General features: G+C 67.8%; 26 protein-coding genes. 20 read left to right on the top strand and 6 right to left on the bottom strand.

Going from position 1 to position 21714, the window contains the following annotated elements; translation table 11 throughout:
• Window positions 1–3: 3 nt before the first annotated feature.
• A complete protein-coding gene (gene ubiB, locus GH660_RS14540) occupies window positions 4–1524 on the bottom strand; it encodes a ubiquinone biosynthesis regulatory protein kinase UbiB (protein WP_153147411.1) in 1521 nt (506 codons plus the stop codon).
• Window positions 1525–1675: 151 nt separating this feature from the next.
• On the opposite strand from ubiB, the gene argS reads away from it, so the two are divergent.
• The 16 genes from argS to GH660_RS14460 all read left to right on the top strand — a co-directional run bounded on the left by argS (window position 1676) and on the right by GH660_RS14460 (window position 14906).
• A complete protein-coding gene (argS, locus tag GH660_RS14535; protein ID WP_153147410.1) occupies window positions 1676–3439 on the top strand; it encodes an arginine--tRNA ligase in 1764 nt (587 codons plus the stop codon).
• A gap of 9 nt (window positions 3440–3448) precedes the next feature.
• Entirely contained in the window at window positions 3449–4108 is a 660-nt protein-coding gene (locus GH660_RS14530) for an SPOR domain-containing protein (RefSeq protein ID WP_153147409.1), read from the top strand.
• 3 nt (window positions 4109–4111) lie between these two features.
• Entirely contained in the window at window positions 4112–4756 is a 645-nt protein-coding gene (locus tag GH660_RS14525; RefSeq protein ID WP_153147408.1) for a thiol:disulfide interchange protein DsbA/DsbL, read from the top strand.
• Window positions 4757–5527, top strand: coding sequence for an SDR family oxidoreductase (locus tag GH660_RS14520; RefSeq protein WP_153147407.1), 771 nt, complete (start codon window positions 4757–4759; stop codon window positions 5525–5527). It abuts the gene before it with no gap.
• Window positions 5528–5531: 4 nt separating this feature from the next.
• Window positions 5532–5735 (top strand): sulfur carrier protein ThiS, encoded by a 204-nt coding sequence (thiS, locus tag GH660_RS14515; RefSeq protein ID WP_153147406.1) that lies wholly within the window; start codon window positions 5532–5534, stop codon window positions 5733–5735.
• Between the two features lie 15 nt (window positions 5736–5750).
• Window positions 5751–6533 (top strand): thiazole synthase, encoded by a 783-nt coding sequence (locus GH660_RS14510; RefSeq protein ID WP_153147405.1) that lies wholly within the window; start codon window positions 5751–5753, stop codon window positions 6531–6533.
• On the top strand, window positions 6530–7261 hold the full coding sequence (gene trmB / locus GH660_RS14505; RefSeq protein WP_153147404.1) for a tRNA (guanosine(46)-N7)-methyltransferase TrmB: 732 nt from the start codon (window positions 6530–6532) through the stop codon (window positions 7259–7261). The genes GH660_RS14510 and trmB overlap by 4 nt, the downstream gene beginning before the upstream one ends.
• 20 nt (window positions 7262–7281) lie before the next feature.
• Window positions 7282–8187 carry a recombination-associated protein RdgC gene (locus GH660_RS14500; RefSeq protein WP_153147403.1) on the top strand — a complete coding sequence of 302 codons (906 nt, stop codon included), beginning with the start codon at window positions 7282–7284 and terminating at the stop codon, window positions 8185–8187.
• Entirely contained in the window at window positions 8184–8570 is a 387-nt protein-coding gene (locus GH660_RS14495; RefSeq protein WP_153147402.1) for a YchJ family protein, read from the top strand. The genes GH660_RS14500 and GH660_RS14495 overlap by 4 nt, the downstream gene beginning before the upstream one ends.
• 62 nt (window positions 8571–8632) lie before the next feature.
• Window positions 8633–9022: a hypothetical protein gene (locus tag GH660_RS14490; RefSeq protein ID WP_153147401.1), complete on the top strand. Its 390-nt coding sequence runs from the start codon at window positions 8633–8635 to the stop codon at window positions 9020–9022.
• A gap of 15 nt (window positions 9023–9037) precedes the next feature.
• Entirely contained in the window at window positions 9038–9262 is a 225-nt protein-coding gene (locus GH660_RS14485) for a YMGG-like glycine zipper-containing protein (protein ID WP_153147400.1), read from the top strand.
• A gap of 123 nt (window positions 9263–9385) precedes the next feature.
• Window positions 9386–10441, top strand: a complete 1056-nt coding sequence (locus GH660_RS14480) for a DUF2914 domain-containing protein (RefSeq protein WP_153147399.1) — start codon at window positions 9386–9388, stop codon at window positions 10439–10441.
• Between the two features lie 89 nt (window positions 10442–10530).
• On the top strand, window positions 10531–10992 hold the full coding sequence (locus GH660_RS14475; RefSeq protein WP_153147398.1) for a YccF domain-containing protein: 462 nt from the start codon (window positions 10531–10533) through the stop codon (window positions 10990–10992).
• Between the two features lie 85 nt (window positions 10993–11077).
• A complete protein-coding gene (locus GH660_RS14470; RefSeq protein WP_153147397.1) occupies window positions 11078–12430 on the top strand; it encodes a sigma-54 dependent transcriptional regulator in 1353 nt (450 codons plus the stop codon).
• Window positions 12409–14421, top strand: coding sequence for a cache domain-containing protein (locus tag GH660_RS14465; protein ID WP_153147396.1), 2013 nt, complete (start codon window positions 12409–12411; stop codon window positions 14419–14421). The genes GH660_RS14470 and GH660_RS14465 overlap by 22 nt, the downstream gene beginning before the upstream one ends.
• A 74-nt stretch (window positions 14422–14495) precedes the next feature.
• On the top strand, window positions 14496–14906 hold the full coding sequence (locus GH660_RS14460; RefSeq protein WP_153147395.1) for a YidB family protein: 411 nt from the start codon (window positions 14496–14498) through the stop codon (window positions 14904–14906).
• A gap of 12 nt (window positions 14907–14918) precedes the next feature.
• Here GH660_RS14460 and hemW read toward each other — a convergent pair whose 3' ends face one another.
• From hemW to GH660_RS14435, 5 genes are read right to left on the bottom strand one after another with little or no spacing between them, the layout of a single operon-like run.
• On the bottom strand, window positions 14919–16112 hold the full coding sequence (hemW, locus tag GH660_RS14455; RefSeq protein WP_228276516.1) for a radical SAM family heme chaperone HemW: 1194 nt from the start codon (window positions 16110–16112) through the stop codon (window positions 14919–14921).
• A gap of 16 nt (window positions 16113–16128) precedes the next feature.
• Window positions 16129–16716, bottom strand: coding sequence for an RdgB/HAM1 family non-canonical purine NTP pyrophosphatase (gene rdgB / locus GH660_RS14450; RefSeq protein ID WP_153147393.1), 588 nt, complete (start codon window positions 16714–16716; stop codon window positions 16129–16131).
• The gene (gene rph, locus GH660_RS14445; protein WP_153147392.1) at window positions 16713–17429 is read right to left on the bottom strand and encodes a ribonuclease PH; all 717 of its coding nucleotides are present in this window, start codon (window positions 17427–17429) and stop codon (window positions 16713–16715) included. The genes rdgB and rph overlap by 4 nt, the downstream gene beginning before the upstream one ends.
• Before the next feature lie 2 nt (window positions 17430–17431).
• Entirely contained in the window at window positions 17432–18298 is an 867-nt protein-coding gene (locus GH660_RS14440) for a PP2C family serine/threonine-protein phosphatase (protein WP_228276515.1), read from the bottom strand.
• Window positions 18299–18354: 56 nt separating this feature from the next.
• Window positions 18355–19302, bottom strand: coding sequence for a serine/threonine-protein kinase (locus tag GH660_RS14435; protein ID WP_153147391.1), 948 nt, complete (start codon window positions 19300–19302; stop codon window positions 18355–18357).
• Window positions 19303–19380: 78 nt separating this feature from the next.
• On the opposite strand from GH660_RS14435, the gene GH660_RS14430 reads away from it, so the two are divergent.
• The 4 genes from GH660_RS14430 (at window position 19381) to rpoZ (ending at window position 21714) form a co-directional block, all read left to right on the top strand.
• The gene (locus tag GH660_RS14430) at window positions 19381–20247 is read left to right on the top strand and encodes a YicC/YloC family endoribonuclease (protein WP_153147390.1); all 867 of its coding nucleotides are present in this window, start codon (window positions 19381–19383) and stop codon (window positions 20245–20247) included.
• Window positions 20248–20355: 108 nt separating this feature from the next.
• Window positions 20356–20829, top strand: coding sequence for a peptidoglycan-binding protein LysM (gene lysM / locus GH660_RS14425; protein ID WP_153147389.1), 474 nt, complete (start codon window positions 20356–20358; stop codon window positions 20827–20829).
• Between the two features lie 55 nt (window positions 20830–20884).
• Window positions 20885–21493 (top strand): guanylate kinase, encoded by a 609-nt coding sequence (gene gmk / locus GH660_RS14420; RefSeq protein ID WP_153147388.1) that lies wholly within the window; start codon window positions 20885–20887, stop codon window positions 21491–21493.
• Between the two features lie 14 nt (window positions 21494–21507).
• Window positions 21508–21714, top strand: coding sequence for a DNA-directed RNA polymerase subunit omega (rpoZ, locus tag GH660_RS14415; protein WP_153147387.1), 207 nt, complete (start codon window positions 21508–21510; stop codon window positions 21712–21714).

The raw sequence follows: 21714 nt of genomic DNA, 5'->3' as shown, positions 1-21714 counted from the left end.
GGATCAGGCGAGCAGCAGGCCGATGACGGTGGCGAGCAGCAGCGCGATGACGGCCAGCCAGCGGTTCTGCTGCTGCTGGACGGCGATCAGGCGGTCGAGCTGCGGCTGCAGGTCGGCGGCCGGTTCGCGCGTCAGCGACTGGTGCACGAGGCGCGGCAGCTGCGGCAGCGTGCGCGCCAGGTAGGGCGCTTCCTGGTTGAAGGTGCGCAGCAGGCCGCGCCAGCCGATCTGCTCGCTCATCCAGCGTTCGAGGAAGGGTTTGGCGGTCTTCCACAGGTCGAGTTCGGGGTCGAGCTGGCGGCCGAGGCCCTCGATGTTGAGCAGGGTCTTCTGCAGCATCACCAGCTGCGGCTGGATCTCGACGTTGAAGCGGCGCGAGGTCTGGAACAGGCGCAGCAGCACCTTGCCGAAGGAGATGTCTTTTAGCGGGCGGTCGAAGATCGGCTCGCAGACGGCGCGGATGGCGGCCTCGAACTCGTCGACGCGGGTTTCCTTGGGCGCCCAGCCGGACTCGATATGCGCCTCGGCGACGCGCTTGTAGTCGCGGCGGAAGAAGGCGAGGAAATTCTGCGCCAGGTAGTTCTTGTCGGAGTCGGTCAGCGTGCCGACGATGCCGAAATCGAGCGCGATGTAGCGGCCGTCGGGGGCGACGAAGATGTTGCCGGGGTGCATGTCGGCATGGAAGAAGCCGTCGCGGAAGACCTGGGTGAAGAAGATTTCGACGCCGGCGGCGGACAGCTTTTCGAGGTTGATGCCTTCAGCGCGCAGGCGGTCGATCTGCGAAATCGGCACGCCCTGCATGCGCTCCATGACCATCACGGTCGACGTACAGAAGTCCCAGTGCACCTCGGGCACGACCAGCAGCGACGAATCGGTGAAGTTGCGCCGCAGCTGCGAGGCGTTGGCCGCCTCGCGCATCAGGTCGAGCTCGTCGCGCAGGTACTTGGCGAATTCGGCGACCACCTCGCGCGGCTTCAGGCGCTTGCCGTCGGCCCACAGCTTTTCGAGCAGCAACGCGAAATTGTCCATCAGCGCCAGGTCGTGCTCGATCACCGACAGCATGTTGGGCCGCAGGACCTTGACCGCGACCTCGTGGCTGCCGTCCTCGGCGCGCAGGCGGGCGAAGTGCACCTGGGCAATCGACGCCGAGGCGATCGGCAGCGGGTCAAACTCGGCGAACACCTCGTGCGCCGGGCGGCCGTAGGCCTTCTCGATTTCGGCCAGCGCCAGATGCGAGTCGAAGGGCGGCACCTGGTCCTGCAGCTTGGCGAGTTCGTCGGCGATGTCGGCCGGCATCAGGTCGCGGCGGGTGGACAGCACCTGGCCGAACTTGACGAAGATCGGCCCCAGCGCCTCGAGCGCCATGCGCAGCCGCACCGCGCGCGGCGCCGAGAGGTCGCGCCAGAACTGCAGCGTGTTGGCGAGGCGGACCAGGCGGCCGGTCGGCTCGTGTTCCAGCACCATTTCGTCGAGGCCGTAGCGGCTGGCGACGGCGGCGATCTTGAGCAGGCGGAAGAAACGCATGGGCGGCAGGGGGCGCGGACGGGCCGGGCAAAACGCTAAACGGGCATGTTAACACGCGGGTCGGCGATTGGTCTGCGCCGTTTCGCATCTTTTGCAGTTGCGATTTCCCCGCAGCGTATAATGCCGGCTTTGCCTTTTTTGCCACGAATCAATGGCCCATGACGTCAAATCCCGGCTGACCGAGCTCCTGCAAAAGGCGCTGGCCAGCGTTGCGCCGACCGCAACCGCTACCCCGATCCAGCTCGAACGCCCGCGCGACCCGACGCATGGCGATTTCGCGACCAACCTGGCGATGCAGCTGGCCAAGGCGCTGAAGAAGAATCCGCGCGAAATCGCCGGCCAGCTGCTGGCCGAACTGCCGCCGTCGGCGCTCGTCGCCAAGGCCGAGATCGCCGGCGCCGGCTTCATCAACTTCACGCTCGATGCGCGCGCCAAGGTCGATGTCGTCGGGGCGGTGCTGGTCGAAGGCGGCGACTACGGCCGTTCGCGACTCGGTGCAGCGCAGAAGGTGCAGGTCGAGTTCGTTTCGGCCAATCCGACCGGCCCGCTGCACGTCGGACACGGCCGCGGCGCCGCCTACGGCGCCTCGCTGTCCAGCCTGCTCGCCTTCGCCGGCTGGGACGTCACCCGCGAATACTATGTCAACGACGCCGGCCGCCAGATGGACATCCTCGGCCTGTCGACCTGGCTGCGCTACCTCGACCAGCACGGCGTGTCCGTCCCCTTCCCGCCCAACGCCTACCAGGGCAACTATGTGCGCGACATGGCGCAGCAGATGACGGTCGCCCACGGTGCCAAGTACGTGCGCCCGGCCGCCGACGTGCTGGCCGGGACGCCGGGCCTGCCGGAGGCCGGCCGCGCCGACGACGACGCCAAGCAGCAGCGCGAACTGCATCTCGACGCGCTGATCGCCCGCGCCAAGGAACTGCTCGGTGCGGACTGGACCTATGTGCACCAGCATGCGCTGTCCGAGCAGCTGGCCGATTGCCGCGACGACCTCGAGGAATTCGGCGTTCATTTCGACGTCTGGTTCTCGGAAAAGGCGCTCTACGACACCGGCCTGGTCGCCCGCTGCGTGGATCTGCTGGAGAAGAAGGGGCATCTCTACGAGCAGAGCGGCGCCAAGTGGTTCCGGTCGACCACCTTCGGCGACGAGAAGGACCGCGTCGTCCAGCGCGAGAACGGCCTGTACACCTACTTCGCTTCCGACATCGCCTACCACCTGAACAAGTTCGAGCGCGGTTTCGACAAGGTCATCAACATCTGGGGCGCCGACCACCACGGCTACATCCCGCGCGTCAGCGGCGCCGTCCGGGCGCTCGACCTCGACGCCGACAGGCTGCAGGTGGCGCTGGTCCAGTTCGCGGTGCTCTACCGCAACGGCCAGAAGGCCTCGATGTCGACGCGCTCCGGCGAGTTCGTCACGCTGCGCGAGTTGCGCGGCGAGGTCGGCAACGACGCCTGCCGCTTCTTCTACGCGCTGCGCAAGTCCGACCAGCACCTCGATTTCGACCTCGACCTGGCCAAGAGCCAGACCAACGAGAACCCGGTGTATTACATCCAGTACGCCCACGCCCGCATCTGTTCGGTGCTCGCCCAGTGGGGCGGCGACCTGACGGCGCTGGCCGACGCCGACCTGGCGCTGCTCGCCAATCCACGCGAACTGGCGATCGCCAGCAAGCTGGCGGAATTCCGCGACGTGATCGATGCCGCTGCCCGCGACCTGGCGCCGCACATGATCGCCTTCTACCTGAAGGATCTGGCCGGCGAGTTCCACGGCTGGTACAACGCCGAACGCATGCTGGTCGACGATGCAGCGTTGCGCGAGGCGCGGGTCGCGCTCGCCGCCGCGGTGCGCCAGGTGATCCGCAACGGTCTCGCCATCCTGGGCGTCAGCTGCCCGGAATCGATGTAAGGAAAACCCATGAGCCGCGATATGAAACCGCGCAAGAGCCAGCCGGCGAAGAAGAAATCCCGCGGCGGCACCCTGATCGGCATGTTCATCGGCCTCGTGCTCGGTGTCGGCGTCGCCGCCGGCGTCGTCTGGTACATGAACAAGTCGCCGCTGCCGTTCAACAAGCAGGTGCAGGCCCCGCCAGCAAAGCCGGAAGGCCAGGCCGCCAACGGCAGTGCCAACGGCAAGGGGGCGGCGCAGCCCGGCCAGCCGATGGCGCTGCCGGGCAAGCCGGGTGACCCGATTCCGGAAAAGCGCTTCCAGTTCTACGACATCCTGCCCGGCAAGGCCGACGCCGTGCCGGACAAGGCCGGCAAGCCGGAGGCGAAGAAGGAAGAGCCGAAGAAGGAAGAAAAGAAAGAGGAGCCGAAGAAGGAAGAGGTCAAGGAGAGCAAGACGCCGCTGTTCCTGCAGGCCGGCTCCTTCAGCACCGCGCAGGACGCCGACAACCAGAAGGCCAAGCTGGCGTTCATGGGCGTCGAGGCCGTCATCCAGCAGGTGATGATCCAGGACAAGACCTTCTACCGCGTGCGGGTCGGCCCCTTCACGCGCATCGACGAATTGAACAAAACCCGCGCCGAGCTGGCCAAAAACGGCATCGACGCCCAGCTCGCCAAGAACAAGGAGTAACGCATGCAGTTCGCCCGTCGCAGTTTCGTCCGCAGCATTTTCGCCCTCGGCGTCGCGTTGACCGCAGCCGTGCCGGCCCTGGCCCAGACGCCCGGCAAGGAGTTCACGGCGATCTCGCCGGCCCAGCCGACCGACGACCCGGCGAAGATCGAGGTGATCGAGTTCTTCAGCTACGGCTGCCCGCACTGCAACGACTTCCATCCGCTGATTTCCGCCTGGGCCGCCAAGCAGCCGGGCGACGTCGTGGTCAAGCGCGTGCCGGTGACCTTCAACCGCGCGGCATGGACCAACGCGGCCAAGCTCTACTACACGCTGGAAGCGACCGGCGAGCTGGCCAGGCTGGACAACGACGTGTTCAAGGCGATCCACAGCGAACGGACCAACCTGTTCGACGACAAGGCGATCGCCGAGTGGGTCGCCAAGAAGGGCGTCGATCAGAAGAAGTTCGCCGACACCTACAATTCCTTCGGCGTCATGAGCAAGGTCAAGCGCGCCGACCAGATGGCGCAGGCCTACCGCATCTCCGGCGTGCCGGCCGTCTATGTCGACGGCAAGTACGCGGTCGCCGGCAACAATTTCGGCGAACTGCTGGCCAACACCGACAAGGCGATCGCCAAGGCGCGCAGCGAGAAATCCGGCAAGAAATAATTGGCGTTGAAGGTCTTCATCACGGGCGCCTCGTCGGGCATCGGCGAGGCGCTTGCCGTTTACTACGCCGCGCAGGGCGCCACGCTCGGGCTGGCGGCGCGCAGGGCGCCGGTGCTCGCCGCGCTGAACGAGCGCCTGGGCGGCGGCCACGCCTGCTATCCGCTCGACGTCTGCGATGCGCCGGCCCTGCATGCCGCCGCTGTCGACTTCATCGCCCGCTGCGGCGCGCCGGACATCGTCATCGCCAATGCCGGCGTCTCGGTCGGGACGCTGACCGAGTACGAGGAAGACCTGGCGGCCTTCCGGCGGGTGATGGACACCAACGTCTACGGCATGGCGGCGACCTTCGCGCCCTTCATCCCGGCCATGCGGGCGGCCGGCGGCGAGAAGCGGCTGGTCGGCATCGCATCGGTCGCCGGCATTCGCGGCCTGCCGGGGGCGGAAGCCTATTCGGCGTCGAAGGCGGCGGTGATCGCCTACCTCGAAAGCCTGCGCCTCGAAATGCGGCCCTACGGCATCCGGGTGGTGACCATCGCGCCGGGCTACATCGCAACGCCGATGACTGCGGTCAACCCCTACAAAATGCCGTTTTTGCTGCCGGCGGAGCGGGCGGCCGAGCGCTTCGCGGCGGCCATCGCACGCGGCGCCACCTACACCGTGATCCCGTGGCCGATGGGTGTCGTCGCCAGGGTCCTGCGCGCCCTGCCCGACTGGCTCTACGACCGCCTGTTCACGAGCGCCCCGCGCAAGCCGCGCGGCTTGCTAAAATAGCCCGATGCCAGACATCAAGATCAATGGCGAAACCCGCCAGATTCCCGAAGCGCAGACCGTCGCCGGCCTGATCGCGCAGCTCGGCTACGCCGGCAAGCGGATCGCCGTCGAGAAGAATGGCGAAATCGTTCCCAAAAGCCAGCATGGCGCAACCGTGCTCGTCGCCGGCGACCGGCTGGAAATCGTCGTCGCCGTCGGCGGCGGCTAAGCAAAGAGAGAGTTCATGGACCAACTGACTATCGCCGGCACGGCGTACGCCTCGCGTTTGCTCGTCGGCACCGGCAAGTACAAGGATTTCGCCGAGACGCGCGCGGCCATCGACGCCTCCGGCGCCAGCATCGTCACCGTCGCCATCCGGCGTACCAACATCGGCCAGGATCCGGGCCAGCCCAACCTGCTCGACGCCCTGCCGCCGTCGCAATTTACCATCCTGCCCAACACCGCCGGCTGCTACAGCGCCGACGACGCGGTGCGCACGCTGCGCCTGGCGCGCGAACTGCTCGACGGCCATCCGCTGTGCAAGCTCGAAGTGCTCGGCGATCCGACCAGCCTGTTCCCGAACATGCCGGAAACCCTGAAGGCGGCCGAGACGCTGGTCAAAGATGGTTTCCACGTCATGGTCTACTGCTCGGACGATCCGATCCAGGCCAGGATGCTGGAAGAGATCGGCTGCGTCGCGGTGATGCCGCTCGCCTCGCTGATCGGTTCCGGCATGGGCATCCTCAATCCGTGGAACCTGCGCCTGATCATCGACAACGCCAAGGTGCCGATCATCGTCGACGCCGGCGTCGGCACCGCGTCGGACGCGGCGATCGCCATGGAACTGGGCTGCGACGGCGTGCTGATGAACACCGCCATCGCCCACGCCAAAGACCCGGTGCTCATGGCCTCGGCCATGAAGAAGGGCATCGAGGCCGGGCGCGAGGCCTTCCTGGCCGGGCGTATGCCGCGCAAACTCTACTCGGCCGACCCGTCGTCGCCGACCTCGGGGCTGATCGGCTCATGAGCGCTGTCCCGCTGATCGTCCCCGGCGCCGGCGAGGAAGGCATCTACACGGCCGGCCGCGAGGGCCACGGCCACATAAAGAGCTACGTCCGCCGCGCCGGGCGCATGTCGGAGGCGCAGGAACGCTACTACGCCGAGATGATGCCGAAAGTCGGCATCCCGTATCGGCCGCAGCCCATCGACCTGGCTGCGGTCTACGGCCGGAATGCCCCGAAAATCCTCGAAATCGGCTGCGGAATGGGCGAGACGACAGCAAATATCGCCGCCGCCAATCCCCAGAACGACTATTTCGGCCTCGAAGTGCATGTGCCGGGCGTCGGCGCGCTGTGCAAGCAGATCGCCGAGCGCAGCCTGAGCAACCTGCGCATCGGCCAGCACGACGCCGTTGAGGTGGTGCGCGACATGCTGCCGGAAGCCTCGCTCGACGGCGTCCACGTCTTCTTCCCCGATCCCTGGCACAAGAAGCGCCACAACAAGCGCCGGCTGATCCAGCCGCCCTTCGTCGCGCTGCTCGCCACGCGCCTGAAGCCGGGCGGCTACCTGCACTGCGCCACCGACTGGGAGGAATACGCCCAGCAGATGCTGGAAGTGCTGTCCGCCGAGCCGACGCTGGAAAACACGGCGGCCGGCTTCGCCCCGCGCCCGGATTACCGGCCGCTGACCAAGTTCGAAAACCGCGGCCTGCGCCTCGGTCACGGCGTCTGGGACGTCATCTTCAGGAAGCGCTGAGCGCGCAAGGAACAGATCACATGTGGTTCAGGAATCTCCAGCTGTACCGGCTGCCGACGCCGTGGAACGTCGACCTGGCAAAATTCGAGGAACAACTGGCGCGCGGCCCTTTCGTCAAATGCCCGAGCAACCATCCGATGAGCCGCGGCTGGGTGTCGCCGCGCAAGGACGGCGCCCTGGTCTTCTCGCTCGACCGCCAGTGGCTGGTCGCGCTCGCCGTCGAGCAGCGCCTGCTGCCGTCGTCGGTGGTCAATGAGGAAGTCCGCGAGCGCGCCGAGGCGGTCGAGGCGCAGCAGGGCTACGCGCCGGGCCGCAAGCAGCTCAAGGAACTGCGCGAGCGGGTGACCGAGGAACTGATGCCGCGCGCCTTCACGCGTAAGCGCACCACCTTCGTCTGGATCGACCCGCAGGCCGGCTGGCTCTGCGTCGATGCCGGCAGCCCGGCCAAGGCCGAGGAGGTCGTCGAGCACCTGCGCCACTGCCTCGACGAATTCCCGCTGACCCTGCTCCATACGCAGCTTTCGCCGCAGTCGGCGATGGCTGACTGGCTGGCCGGCGGCGACGCCCCGGCCGGCTTCACCATCGACCGCGATTGCGAACTGAAGGCGGCCGGCGAGGAAAAGGCGGCGGTGCGCTATGTCCGCCACCCGCTCGAAGGCGACGAGATCAAGGCCCACCTCGCCGGCGGCAAGCTGCCGACCCGCCTGGCGCTGACCTGGGACGACCGGATTTCCTTCATCCTCGGCGAAAAGCTGGAGATCAAGCGCCTCGCCTTCCTCGACCTGCTCAAGGACGAGGCCGAGAAATCGGCCGAGCACGCCGACGAGCAGTTCGACGCCGATTTCGCGCTGATGACCGGCGAACTGTCGCGTTTCCTGCCACAACTGGTCGCCGCGCTGGGCGGCGAGGTCGTCGCCGAACAGTGAGCGCCTGCCATTGCGGCAGCGGCCGGCCGTATGCCGCCTGCTGCGGTCCACTGCACGCCGGGGCCGAAAATGCCGCGAGTGCCGAAGCCCTGATGCGCTCGCGCTACAGCGCCTACGTCCTCAAGCTCGCCGATTACCTGCTCGCCACCTGGCACCCCGACACCCGCCCGAGCGAACTCGATCTCGCCGCCGACGGTACCAAGTGGCTCGGGCTGGAAATCAGGAAGCACGTGCAGCCGGACGACACGCACGCGACGGTCGAATTCGTCGCCCGCTACCGCATCGCCGGCCGCGGCCACCGGCTGCACGAACGCAGCCGTTTCGTGCGCGAGGACGGGTGCTGGCGCTATGTCGACGGCGACCTGCTCGGCGCCGCCGGCTGAAATTCCCGACCGGCCGGAATTTCCGTGCTAAGCTGAAATTTCCAATTCCGGAGGACAAAAGCATGAAAAATGGATCGATTTTCCGCAGCGTCGGCCATCTCGTTTCCGCCGCCTGCCTGGTATTGGCGACGACCGGTGGCGTTGCCGCGGCCGAGGTGCCGCTGGCCGACGGAACGCATTGGATGAAGTCGAGCGAGGACGTCAAGAAGGCCTATCTCGTCGGCGTCGCCAATGTCGTCCAGATCGAGACGGCGTACAACGCCGACAATCCGGCGGCCGAGAAGACCGGCTTTTCGCCGCGCCTGGTCAAGGGCATGCAGGGGCAGACGCTGGCCAGCGTCATGGAGGCGCTCGACAAGTGGTACGCCGCGAACCCGGGCCGCCTGCAGCGCCCGATCATCGAGACGATCTGGTTCGAAATCGTCGTTCCCGGTCTCAAGACCGCCAAGTAAGCGAGGAGACACAGCATGAAGAAGTCAGCCATCGTTTTCGCCCTGTTCGCCGCCCTCGCGGCGGGCGGCTGCACGAACATGAGCACCCAGCAGCAGGGCATGGTCAGCGGCGGCGCCATCGGTGCCGTGGCCGGTGCCGGGATCGCCTCGATCACCGGCGGCAACGCCTGGACGGGCGCCGCCATCGGCGCCGCGGCCGGCACCACGGCCGGCTACATCCGCGCCAACCGCCAGCAGTAAGCGCCGAAATCCGGCCTTGCCGCGGCGTCGACCGCGACCGGCCGGAAACGGCAGCCGGGGAGCCGCGTCGGCTCCCTCCTTTTTCCGGCCGCAGCTCCCGATCGTTTCCGAAATACCTCAGACTTGAAGTTCCTGCAGCGCTTCCTTCCCCTGCTCGCATTTTTCGGTGGCTTCGCCTGGGATGCGCTGACCATCGGCCAGCGGGTCAGGGCGGCCGACCTCTGGGTGCTCGGCGCCTACCTCCTGGCGGCCGGCCTGCTTATCCTCTGGCTGGCCCGGCGCGCGGCGCGCGGCGACGGCGAGCCGGTCGCTGCCGGCCTGCGCGGGCGCCTCGCCGCCATCGCCTGGCAGGCGCCCTATCTGCTGCTGCAGTTCTTCTTCGGCGGCATTTTCTCGGCGCTGTTCATCTTCTACTTCAAGAGTTCCGGCCACCTCGGCGCCTGGCTGACGGCGCTCCTGCTCGGCCTGCTGCTGGTCGGCAACGAGTTCGTCGGCAAGCGGTATGGCCGGCGTTTCACCCTGATCTGGGCGCTGTTCGCGCTCAATGCCATCCTCCTGTTCAATTTCGCCCTGCCGCACGCGCTGGGCAGCCTCGATCCGCTGTGGTTCTACGTGTCGACGGTGGCCGGCGCGCTGCTCGCGCACGGCCTGTGGCGCCTGGCGCCGGGGCGGCCGGGGCGCATCTTCCCGGCCTGGCTGCTGGTCGCCGGGCTGCTGCTGGCTTGGCGCCTCGACATGATCGCGCCGGTGCCGCTGGTCAAGCAGGACATGGCGGTCGGGCACGAGTTCGTCCACGAGGGAAACCGCTTCGCGCTCAAGGTCGAGCCGCCGCCCCTGTGGCAGTTCTGGCGCGCGCAGTCGGCCACGGTCCACGTCGCCGAGGGCGGCAGACTCTACGGCGTCTCGGCGGTGTTCGCGCCGCTCGGCGTGACGGCGGCGCTCGAGCACCGCTGGGAATTCCGGGAAGCCGATGGTTGGCGGCTGGTCTACCGCAACCGCTTTCGCAGCAGCGGCGGGCGCGAGCGCGGCTTTCGCGGCTACTCGTGGGTACTCAACCCGCGCCCGGGAGCGTGGCGCTTCGTCGTCGCGACGCAGGACGGGCGGACCATCGGCATCTTCCCGGTGCGCGTCGAACGCGGGGCGGCGGTGCCCGAAAGCCTCGTGGAGCGCGAGTTCTAGGGCGTTTACAGCATGCGACGGGCTGCCGCCGGCGTTTTGGGCGACAATGGCGCCCATGACGGACGGATCATCGTGAAAGGTTGTCGAGAATGCGCGCGATCGGAAATTTTCTCTGGTTCATCCTGGGCGGCTTCCTGATGGGGCTCGCCTGGTGGCTGGTCGGCGTGCTGGCACTGCTGACCATCGTCGGCATTCCGTGGGCCAGGGCCGCCTTCGTCATCGGCCAGTTTTCCTTCCTTCCCTTCGGCAAGGAGGCGATCAGCCGCCGGGAACTGCACCAGGCGGACGACATCGGCACCGGCGCCCTCGGCCTGATCGGCAACGTCATCTGGTTCGTCTGCGCCGGGGTGTGGCTGGCGATCGGCCACGTCGCCTCTGCCATCGCCTGCTTCATCACCATCATCGGCATCCCCTTCGCCCTGCAGCACCTGAAGCTGGCGGGCCTCGCCCTGGCGCCGATCGGCAAGACGATCGTCACCTGCGAGGTGGCCGCGGCGGCGCGCGCGGCCAACGCGACGGCAACGGCGGCCGCCCTGCGCAACGGCAACTGAGCGGCCGCGCCACCGCCCGGCCGGCGCCGCCGGTTGCCTCCGGGCCCGCTTGTTTGCGATCATCCGGGGCGGATTGGAGGAGACGATGGATTCAAGCGAAGCGCCCGTCAGCGAGGCGCCCTGGAAGCAGTATTCGGTACTGGTGGTGGACGACGAGCCGGGCATGCTCAGCTTCCTGCAGCGCGCCCTCGGCCAGCGCTGCGGCAGCGTCGATACCGCCGGCAGCGTCGAGCAGGCGGAGCCGCTGCTCAAGCGCCGGCTGTACGACCTGATCGTCCTCGACATCGCCCTGCCCGGCCGTTCAGGCATCGACTGGCTGCACGAGTTGCGCGACGAGGGTTACGCCGGCGACGTCGTCCTGATGACTGCCTATGCCGATCTCGACACGGCGATCGATGCCCTGCGCGCCGGCGCCGCCGATTTCCTCCTCAAGCCGTTCTCGCTGCCCCAGATGCTCAACGCCATGCAGCGCTGCTTCGAGCGTTCGCGGCTGGTGCGCGAGAACTTTGTCCTGCGCCGCGAGATCGGCGCCGCCGACATCGAGGGCATGGTCGGCGAATCCGAGCTCATGCGCGCCGTCTGCGACCGCCTGAAGCGCATCGCGCCGACGCCGGCCACCGTCTTGCTGAGCGGCGAATCGGGCACCGGCAAGGAGGTCGCCGCGCGCGCCCTGCACCGCATGAGCAGCCGCGCCGGCGGGCCGTTCGTGCCGGTCAATTGCGCAGCGATCTCGGCCGAGCTGATCGAGTCGGAGCTTTTCGGCCACGTGCGCGGCGCCTACACCGGCGCCCAGCAGAGCCGCGAGGGGCTGTTCTACTACGCGCGCGGCGGCACGCTCTTTCTCGACGAAATCGCCGAACTGCCGGCCCCGGCCCAGGCCAAGCTGCTGCGCGTGCTCGAGGAAAGGCGCCTGCGGCCGGTCGGCTCGGAGCAGGAGATCCCGGTCGACGTGCGCGTCATCGCGGCGACCAACCGCGACCTCAAGGCCGAGGTCGCCGCCCGGCGCTTTCGCCAGGATCTCTATTACCGCCTGCAGGTGGTCGAGGTCACCCTGCCGCCGCTGCGCGAGCGGCCGGAAGACCTGCCGGCGCTGGTCGGCCATTTCATCGGCCAGCTGGCGCCCTACCTCAGCGTGCCGCAGCTGGCGCCCGACGCCCGCACACTGGCGCGCATGGCCGCCTACGACTGGCCGGGCAACGTGCGCGAGCTGCGCAACTTCGTCGAGCGTTCGCTGATCCTCGGCTGGTTCGACCTCGGTCCCGAGCCGCCGGCCACCGGCGTGGCGCTCGGCGGCACGGAAGAAAGCCTGGAGGCGGTCGAGAAGCGGCACATCCTGGCGGTGCTCGGCGCCTGCCAGGGCAACAAGTCGGAAGCCGCGCGCCGCCTCGGCGTGTCGCGCAAGACGCTGGACCGCAAGTGCCAGGCCTGGGCCGTGTAGCAGCGTCGGGGCGGCGCTCGATCCGCGTCCGCCTGCTGCTGCTGGCGCTGCTGCCGCTCGGCATCGTGCTGCCGGTGCTGCTGGCGGTGCTCACCACGTGGGGCGACGACTACCTGAATCGCCTGCTGATCGCCAAGGTGCGTGCCGACCTCGCCGTCGCGCACGGCTATTTCGAGCGGGTGACGGAAAGCGTCGGCAGCTCGGTCGAGGGGCTGGCCGGGTCGGCGCGCCTGGCCAACGCCCTGGCGCATTCGCTTGGCGCGCCCGACGGGGCGGCGCCCGAGCTGCTGGCCGGCGCGCGGGCCGGCATGAAGCTCGATTTTCTCTATTTTCTGGACGTCGACCGCGACGCGGCCGCCCTCGCCGACTGGCCGGTGCTGGCCGGCGCCGGCGCCGGCCGGGCGCGGACCGGCACCGACGTGATGAGCGCCGAACAGCTGCGCCTGCTCGATCCCCGCCTCGCCGAACAGGCGCGCACCGCCATCCTGGCGACGGCCAACGCGACGCCGGACGACCGCGCGAGCGAGGAGCGCGGCTTGGTCATCCACGCCGCGGCGCCGGTGTACGACGCGGCTGGGCGCCTGCGTGGGGTGCTGGCCGGCGGCGTGCTGCTCAACAAGAACCTCGAATTCATCGACCGCGTGAACGAGATCGTCTATCCCGACGGCGCCCTGCTGCTCGGCAGCCGCGGCACGGCAACGCTGTTTCTCGGCGACGTCCGGGTGGCGACCAACGTGCGCCTGTTCGAGGGTGGGCGGGCGATCGGCACGCGGGTCTCGGCGGCGGTCCACCGCGCGGTGCTCGACGAAGGGCAGACCTGGCTCGACCGCGCCTTCGTCGTCACCGACTGGTATGTCTCCGGTTACGAGCCGCTGGTCGACAGCCACGGCCGGCGCGTCGGCATGCTCTACGTCGGCTTTCTCGAAGCGCCCTTTGCGGCCGCCCGGCGCGGCGCCCTCGCGGTGGTCGTCGGGCTCTTCGTGCTGGCCATGGCGGTCGCCGGCGTCTTCGCCTTCTTCTGGGCGCGCCGGGTCTTCCGCCCGATCGAACGCATGCACGCGACGATGCACGCCATCGAGCAGGACGACGCCGGCGCCCGGGTCGGCGCTGTCGCCAGCCGCGACGAGCTGGGCGAACTGGCCGCCCACTTCGACCGCCTGCTCGACCGCCTGCAGGCGCAGGCGGCATCGCTCAAGCGCTGGGGCGAGGCGCTCGACGCCGAGGTGGCCAAGCGCACGGCCGAGCTCGAACAAGCCGTCGCCGACCTCAAGGCGGCGCAGTCGCAGCTGGTGATGAACGAGAAGCTGGCGGCGATCGGCCAGCTCACCGCCGGCGTCGCGCACGAGATCAACAACCCGGTGGCGGTGATCCAGGGCAACCTCGACGTGTTGCGCGACATCCTCGGAACGGCTGCGGAGCCGGTCGAGCCGGAGGTGCGGCTGATCCAGGAGCAGGTCCATCGCATCCGCCTGATCGTCGCCAAGCTGCTGCAGTTCGCGCGGCCCCAGGACTACGTCGGCTACCTGGAACCGGTGGCGCCGGCGGCGCTGATCCAGGACAGCCTGGTGCTGGTCGGCCACCTGCTGAAACGCGGGACGATCGCCGTCGAGCAGCACCTCGATTCGGTGCGCAACGTGCTGTGCAACCGCAACGAATTGCAGCAGGTGCTGATCAACCTGATGGTCAACGCCATCCAGGCGATGCCCGACGGCGGCGTGCTGACGCTGGCGGCCGAGGACTGGGACGAGTCGGACATGCCGGTCGGCCTGCGCCTGGTGGTCGCCGACACCGGCCCCGGCCTCACGCCGGCCGAGCGCGAGCGCCTGTTCAAGCCCTTCTACACGGCCCGCAAGCCCGGCGGCACCGGCCTCGGGCTGTGGGTCAGCCTGTCGCTGGTCGAGCGCTATGGCGGCCGCATCACGGTCGACAGCGCGCCCGGCGCCGGCTCGCGCTTCAGCGTCTGGCTGCGCTTCGAGCCGCTGGCGCCCTGAGGGTGATCGTTCCCCCGGGACCCGGGCGCTTCGGTTACGATGACCGGACTTTCATCGCTGTGGAGGACGCAATCATGGGGCTTCTCGATCAAATGGCCGGCGCGCTGGCCGGCGGACAATCCGGCGGCAACGGCGCCTTGCTGGAAACCGTGCTGCAGTTGGTCAACGATCCGCGCCACGGCGGCCTGGAAGGGCTGGTCAGCGCCTTCCAGCAGGGCGGGCTGGGCGAAATCGTCAATTCCTGGGTGTCGACCGGCGCCAACCTGCCGGTTTCGCCCGAGCAGGTGCAGGGCGCACTCGGCGACGCTTCATTGCAGGACATCGCCGCGAAGCTCGGGGTCGGCCCGGAACAGGCCTCGGGTAGCCTCGCCGAACTGCTGCCGCAGGTGGTCGACCGGCTGACGCCGAACGGCCAGCTGCCGCAGGGCGGCGATCTGCTGGCGCAGGGACTGGACATGCTGAAAAAGGGCGGCCTGTTCAGCTGACGCGCCGCCGCTTCAGTCGGCGTCCAGGAAGCGTTCGAGCAGGACGTTGAGAAAGCGCCGACCCTTGAGGGTCGGGGCGATGCGTTCGGGGCCGATGGCGAGCAGCCCGGCTGCCTCGGCCTCCCGCAGCTTTGGCAGGACGGCGCCTAGCGGGCGCGCCGTGCGCGACTCGAACAGCGCCGGCGGGAAGCCGTCGGCGAGGCGCAGCGCATTCATCAGGAATTCGAAGGGCAGTTCGCGCGCAGCGATCTCGCGCGATTCCTGCAGCGGATTCCCGGCGCGGACGTTCTCCAGGTAGGCGTTCGGGTGCTTCCAGCGCATCTGGCGCAGGACGCGGTCGTGCAGCGTCAGCTTGGAATGGGCGCCGGCGCCGATGCCGAGGTAGTCGCCGAAATGCCAGTAGTTCAGGTTGTGCCGGCACTGCCGGCCCGGCCGGGCGAAGGCCGAGGTTTCGTAGTTGGCGTAGCCGGCGGCGGTGAGCCGGGTTTCGATAGCTTCCTGCATGTCGGCGCACAGGTCGCTTTCCGGTAACTCGGGCGGGAAGGCGGCGAAACGCGTGTTCGGCTCCAGCGTCAGCTGGTAGCAGGAAAGGTGCGGCGGGGCAAAGGCGAGCGCGGCGTCGACGTCGGCCAGCGCCTGTTCCAGTGACTGGCCAGGCAGGCCGTACATCAGGTCGAGGTTGAACGCCTCCAAGTGCTCGCCGGCCAGCTGCGCCGCGCGCCTGGCCTCGGCGCTGCCGTGGATGCGGCCGAGCGCCTTGAGGTGTGCGTCGTTGAAGCTCTGGATGCCGAGCGACAGGCGATTGACGCCGGCGGCTCGGAAGCCGGCAAATTTTTCCGCCTCGACCGTGCCGGGGTTGGCCTCCAGGGTGATCTCGGCTTCCGGCGACAGCATGGCCAGCGCGCGAAAGGCGGCGAGCAGTTCGTCGATGGCGGCCGGCGACATCAGGCTGGGCGTGCCGCCGCCGAAGAAGACGCTGACCACCGGCCGCCCCCAGATCAGCGGCAGGGCCGATTGCAGGTCGGCGATCAGCGCGGCGACGTATTCGTCTTCCGGAATCGTGCCGTTGGCCTCGTGCGAGTTGAAGTCGCAGTAGGGGCATTTCTGCACGCACCACGGGACGTGCACATAGAGCGCGAGCGGCGGCGACACCCGGAATTCGAGGGCGGCTGCGGTCGACGCCGATTTTTGGGCAAAAATGGGGATGGTGCGCGCCACGTGGCTAGAGCGCCGGCAGGCGGGCGATCAGTTGCTGCATCGCCTGGCCGCGATGGGAAACCCGGTTCTTGGTTTCGGCATCGAGTTCGGCGGCGGTTTGTCCAAAGGCCGGCACGAAGAACAGCGGGTCATAGCCGAAGCCGCTGCCGCCGCGCGGCGCGGGCAGGATCTCGCCGTGCCATTCGCCTTCGGCGATCAGCGGTTGCGGGTCGTCGGCATGGCGCACCAGCACGATCAGCGAAACGAAGTGGGCGCGGCGGTCCGCGTTGTCGCCGAGTTCGGCGAGCAGCTTCTCGTTGTTGCGCGCATCCGATTTCGGCTCGCCGGCATAGCGCGCCGACTGCACGCCCGGCGCGCCGCCGAGGGCGCGGACGCAGAGGCCGGAGTCGTCGGCCAGCGCCGGCAGGCCGGACAGCCGGGCGGCATGGCGGGCCTTGGCCAGCGCATTCTCGACGAATGTGCAGTGCGGCTCCTCGGCTTCCGGGATGCCCAGTTGCCCCTGCGGAATGATCTCGAAGCCGAGCGGCGCCAGCAGCGCGTCGAGCTCCTTCATCTTCTTGGCGTTGTTGGAGGCGAGGACGAGCTGCTTCATGCGGCGAGGGCGCGCTGCTGGGCGGCGATCAGCTGGCGGATGCCGGCTTCGGCGAGGTCGGTCAGGGTGTTCATCTGCGGCCGGGTGAACGGCTCGCCCTCGGCCGTGCCCTGGATCTCGACGATGCCGCCGGCGCCGGTCATGACGACGTTCATGTCGGTGTCGCAGGCGGAATCCTCGGGGTAGTCGAGGTCGAGCACCGGCGTGCCCTGGTAGATGCCGACCGACACCGCGGCGACGTGGTCGCGCACCGGGTTGGCAGCCAGCTTGCCGGCCTGCACGAGCTTCTCGCAGGCTTCGTAAAGGGCGACCCAGGCGCCGGTGATCGAGGCGCAGCGGGTGCCGCCGTCGGCCTGCAGGACGTCGCAGTCGAGCGTGACCTGGCGTTCGCCGAGCGCCTTGAGGTCGGTGACGGCGCGCAGGCTGCGGCCGATCAGGCGCTGGATTTCCTGGGTGCGGCCGGTCTGCTTGCCTTTGGCCGCCTCGCGCGCGGTGCGTGTGTGGGTCGAGCGCGGCAGCATGCCGTATTCGGCGGTGACCCAGCCCTGGCCCTTGCCGCGCAGGAAGGGCGGCACGTTCTCCTCGACGCTGGCGGTGCACAGCACGCGGGTGTCGCCCATCTCGATCAGCACGGAGCCTTCGGCGTGGCGGGTGAAATTGCGGGTCAGGCGAACCGGGCGCAGCTGGTCGGGCTGGCGTTGGCTGGGGCGCATGCTCATTGTCCTTGTTTCCGGGGATTGAATTTGTCGATGGCGGCGCGGATTTCCTCGATCGCCTGCTCGATCTCGGCTTCCGAGAGATCGCTCTTGTGCGCCGGGTCGCGGCCGAATTCCTCCATGTGGGTGGCCACTTCGTCGAGCGCCATGGTCTGCGTCGAGATGCTGCTGCTGGCTTCCTCGACGTAGTTGTCCTCCCAGCGCACGGCAACCACCGACAGGTTGTCGCCATGCGGGCCGCCCTTGGTCTCGGCCTGCGACAGCAGCATCGGCACCGCGTGCACGATGTTGGCGCCCTTGAGCGTGATGGCCATCATGTCGCCGGAAATCTCGCCCCACAGGCCGTCGGTGCACAGCAGCAGGATGTCGCCGTGCTCCAGCGGCGTCTTGCGCGAGAATTCGATCTCGGGCGGCGTCGGGCTGCCGAGGCAGCTGTAGATCTTGTTGCGGTCGGGATGGGTGGCCGCCCGCGCCTCGGAAATCAGCCCTTCCTCGACCAGGATGCGGACGCGCGAATGGTCCCGGGTCTGGGCGATCACCTTGCCGCCGCGCATCAGGAACAGGCGGGAGTCGCCGGCGTGCGCCCAGTAGGCGATGCTGTCCTGGACGATGCAGGCGACGCAGGTGGTGCGCGGCGTGTCGCTCAGGCGGTGGCGTTCGGCAAAGTCGAAGATGGCGCGGTGGGCGTTGGTCATGCCCTTCTGCAGGAAATGGAAGGGGTCGGCCAGGGTCGGCCGGGCTTCGCGCTGGAAATTGTCGGCCAGCGTCTGGACGGCGATCTGGGCGGCGACCTCGCCGTAGTGATGGCCGCCCATGCCGTCGGCGATCACCATCAGCAGCGCCTCGCGCGAGTAGCAGTAGGTGATCCGGTCCTAGTTGTTGGCGCGCCCGCCCTGGCGGCTTTCCTGATAGATCGTGAATCTCATCGGCTGGCTTTCTTGTATTTATCGACAATGCGGTTGAACCAGCCCGGGCTTTCCCTGGGGGTCGGCGGCGTCACCGTCTCGACCAGCGCCTTTTGTAGCGCGAAGACGCTTTGCGGCCGGTAGAAGTGGTTGAGATTGAGACACCAGTCGATGATTTCCAGCAGGCGGTCCGAATACTGGCCTTCCCAGCGCATCATGGCCGGGACCAGGGTGTCCTTGGTATAGCGGTCGTTGGCCGCCTGCGGCGCAACGCCGGCAATGCAGGCGTACATCGAGGCGCCGACGCTGTAGATGTCGCTCCACGGCCCGAGGTCCTTGCGCGAGCCGTAATGTTCGGGCGAGGCGAAACCGGGGGTGTACATCGGCTTGAGCATCGGCTGGTCGGTCGACAGCGTCTGGCGGGCGGCACCGAAGTCGATCAGGACCGGCGTGTTGTCGCCGCGCAGATAGATATTCGACGGCTTGAGATCGAGATGCAGCAGTTTGTGCGAATGCACCTCGCGCAGGCCGTTGAGCAGGCGGGTGAAGACGCCGCGGATGAAGCGTTCCGTCACTTCCCCGCGATGCTTCTGGATGAACTCCTGCAACGTGCGCCCGCGCTCGTACTCCATCACCATGTAGACCGTGTCGTTGGCGCGGAAGAAGTTGAGCACGCGGATGACGTTCGGATGGGAGAGGCGGGCCAGGGCGCGCCCTTCCTCGAAGAAGCATTTCATCCCGTAGCGGAAGGCGCTCTGGTGGTCGGCCGTGATCTGCGGGCTGATTTCCCCTTCGCCGCGTAGCGCCAGGCTGTTGGGCAGGTATTCCTTGATCGCCACGCGGTTGCCGTCGCCGTCGGTCGCCAGGTAGACGATCGAAAATCCGCCGAGCGAGAGCTGGCGGGTGATCGTGTATTCCTCGAGCTGAAGTCCGGCGGGCAGCGGGTGGTTGGCTTGTTGCGCCATTGTTCTCGCGGTTATTATGCAAAATTTCAGGCATTGTCGGGCGTGTCGTCCGGCCTGTAAAGCTGGAGAGCCCCAATAATGATTTGCAGCATGACCGGTTATGCAGTCAAGACGTGCGATATCGAGCACGGCACGCTGCAGCTCGAACTCAAGAGCGTCAATTCGCGCTACCTCGACTTTCATTTTCGCGTCAGCGAAGACCTACGCGCTCTCGAGATGCCGCTGCGCGAACTCCTGGCGTCCCGCCTGACGCGCGGCAAGGTGGAATGCCGGCTGGCGTTCAACGGCGCGGCGGCCCGCGCCGACCAGCTGGAGCTCAACGGCGAACTGCTGGCCACCCTGCAGGCGCTCAACGATCGCGTCCGTCGCCAGATGCCGGAGGCCAGGGCGCTGTCGGTGAACGACGTGCTGCGCTGGCCCGGCATGTTCGGCGAACAGTCGGTCGACTACGCGGCGCTCGGTCCGCAGGTGCTGGCGCTGGCGCGCGAGGTGCTCGCCGAGTTTTCGGCCAGCCGCGGACGCGAGGGTGAAAAACTGGCCGCCATGATCGTCGACCGCGTCCATGCCATGCGCGACATCGTCCGCCGCGTCGCGCCGCGCATTCCCGAAGCGCAGGCCGTGTATACCGACAAGCTGCGCCAGCGCCTGACCGAGGCGCTGGGTGGCGCCAGCGACGAGCGCGTGCTGCAGGAAGTTGCGGTCTTCGCGACGCGCATCGACGTCGCCGAGGAGCTGACCCGCCTGAACGCTCACCTCGACGAGGTCGAGCGCGTCCTCAAGCAGGGCGGCGCCTGCGGCAAGCGCCTCGACTTCCTGATGCAGGAACTCAACCGCGAGGCCAACACGCTAGGCTCCAAGTCGGCGATCACCGAGGTCTCGCAGGCGTCGATGGAGCTCAAGCTGCTGATCGAACAGATGCGCGAGCAGATCCAGAACCTGGAATGACGGGGCGGCAGGGCGGCCAGAAATTGTGCCTTGACCCTGTCACACGCGGCATCTAGGGTATGTTCATGTCGCACCGCCCGGTGCCGGCAAAACGCGAAGGAGACTGAAATGGGATTGTTCAGCTTTATCAGGGAAGCGGGCGAGAAGTTGTTCGGCCACAAGGAAGAAACGCCGGAAATGACGATCGAGGAGAAGAACCGCCACAATCAGGAAGCCGCCCAGGCGATCTTCGACCACATCAACAGCCTCGGCCTCAAGTGGAGCAACCTGATGGTCAGCTACAAGAGCGGCCAGGTGGTCATCACCGGCTCGACGCCGGACCAGGAGAACCGCGAGAAGATCATCCTGGCGGCCGGCAACGTGCAGGGCGTCGACAACGTCGACGACCAGCTGACGGTCGCCGCGCCGGCCGCCGAGCCGCGCTTCTACACGGTGGTCAAGGGCGATACGCTGTGGAAGATCGCCGCCAGCCAGTACGGCAACGGCGCCAAATATCCGCTCATCTTCGAGGCCAACAAGCCGATGCTCAAGGACCCGGACAAGATCTATCCGGGCCAGAACCTGCGCATTCCCCCGCTCTGACTCACGCTGGCGCCAGCGCTCTTCCGGCGCTGGCGCCGACAGCATGGAAACCGACATGGCTGGAAACCTTTATGTCGTCGCCGCCCCATCCGGCGCCGGCAAGACGACCTTGGTCCGCATGCTGCTCGCCACCGAGCGCGCGGTGCACCTCTCCATTTCCTTCACCACGCGCGCGCCGCGGCCCGGCGAGGCAAACGGGCGCGAATACCACTTCGTTGCGGTCGACCGTTTCAAAAGCATGATTTCCGCCGGCGACTTCCTCGAGTGGGCCGAGGTGCACGGCAACTACTACGGCACTTCCCAGAAATGGATTGCCGAACAGCTGGCCGCCGGCCACGATGTCCTGCTCGAGATTGACTGGCAGGGCGCGCAGCAGGTGCGCAGCGCGTTTCCCGAGGCGATCGGGGTATTCATCCTGCCGCCGTCGATGGAGGAGCTGACTCGCCGACTGACCGGGCGCGGCACCGACAGCGCCGAGGTGATCGAGCGCCGCCTGGCCGCTGCGCAAGCCGAGATGCGCCATGTCGGCGAATTCGACTATGTTATTATCAACGACAGTCTGGAACAGGCGCTGGATGACCTGCGTGCCGTGGTGCGCGCCTCCCGCCTCGCCCTGAACGCGCAGCGTGCCCGCCACGCCGCGCTTTTTGCCCGAATGATCTGATTTTTGAGGTAAGCATGGCCCGCGTAACGATTGACGATTGCCTGAAGAAGATTCCCAACCGCTTCCAGATGACCCTGGCTGCCACCTACCGCGCCCGCCAGATTGCCAACGGCGCGACGCCGATGGTCGAAGTCAGCCGCGACAAGCCGACGGTCGTCGCCCTGCGCGAAATGGCGATCGGCAAGTACGGCTTGGAAGTGCTCAACCGCGGACAGGCCTGA

The organism is Dechloromonas sp. H13, assembly GCF_009469615.1.
Taxonomy (GTDB): Bacteria; Pseudomonadota; Gammaproteobacteria; order Burkholderiales; family Rhodocyclaceae; genus Azonexus.
Note: the sequence above shows the minus strand (reverse complement) of the source record. Positions and strands in the feature narration are given on the sequence as shown.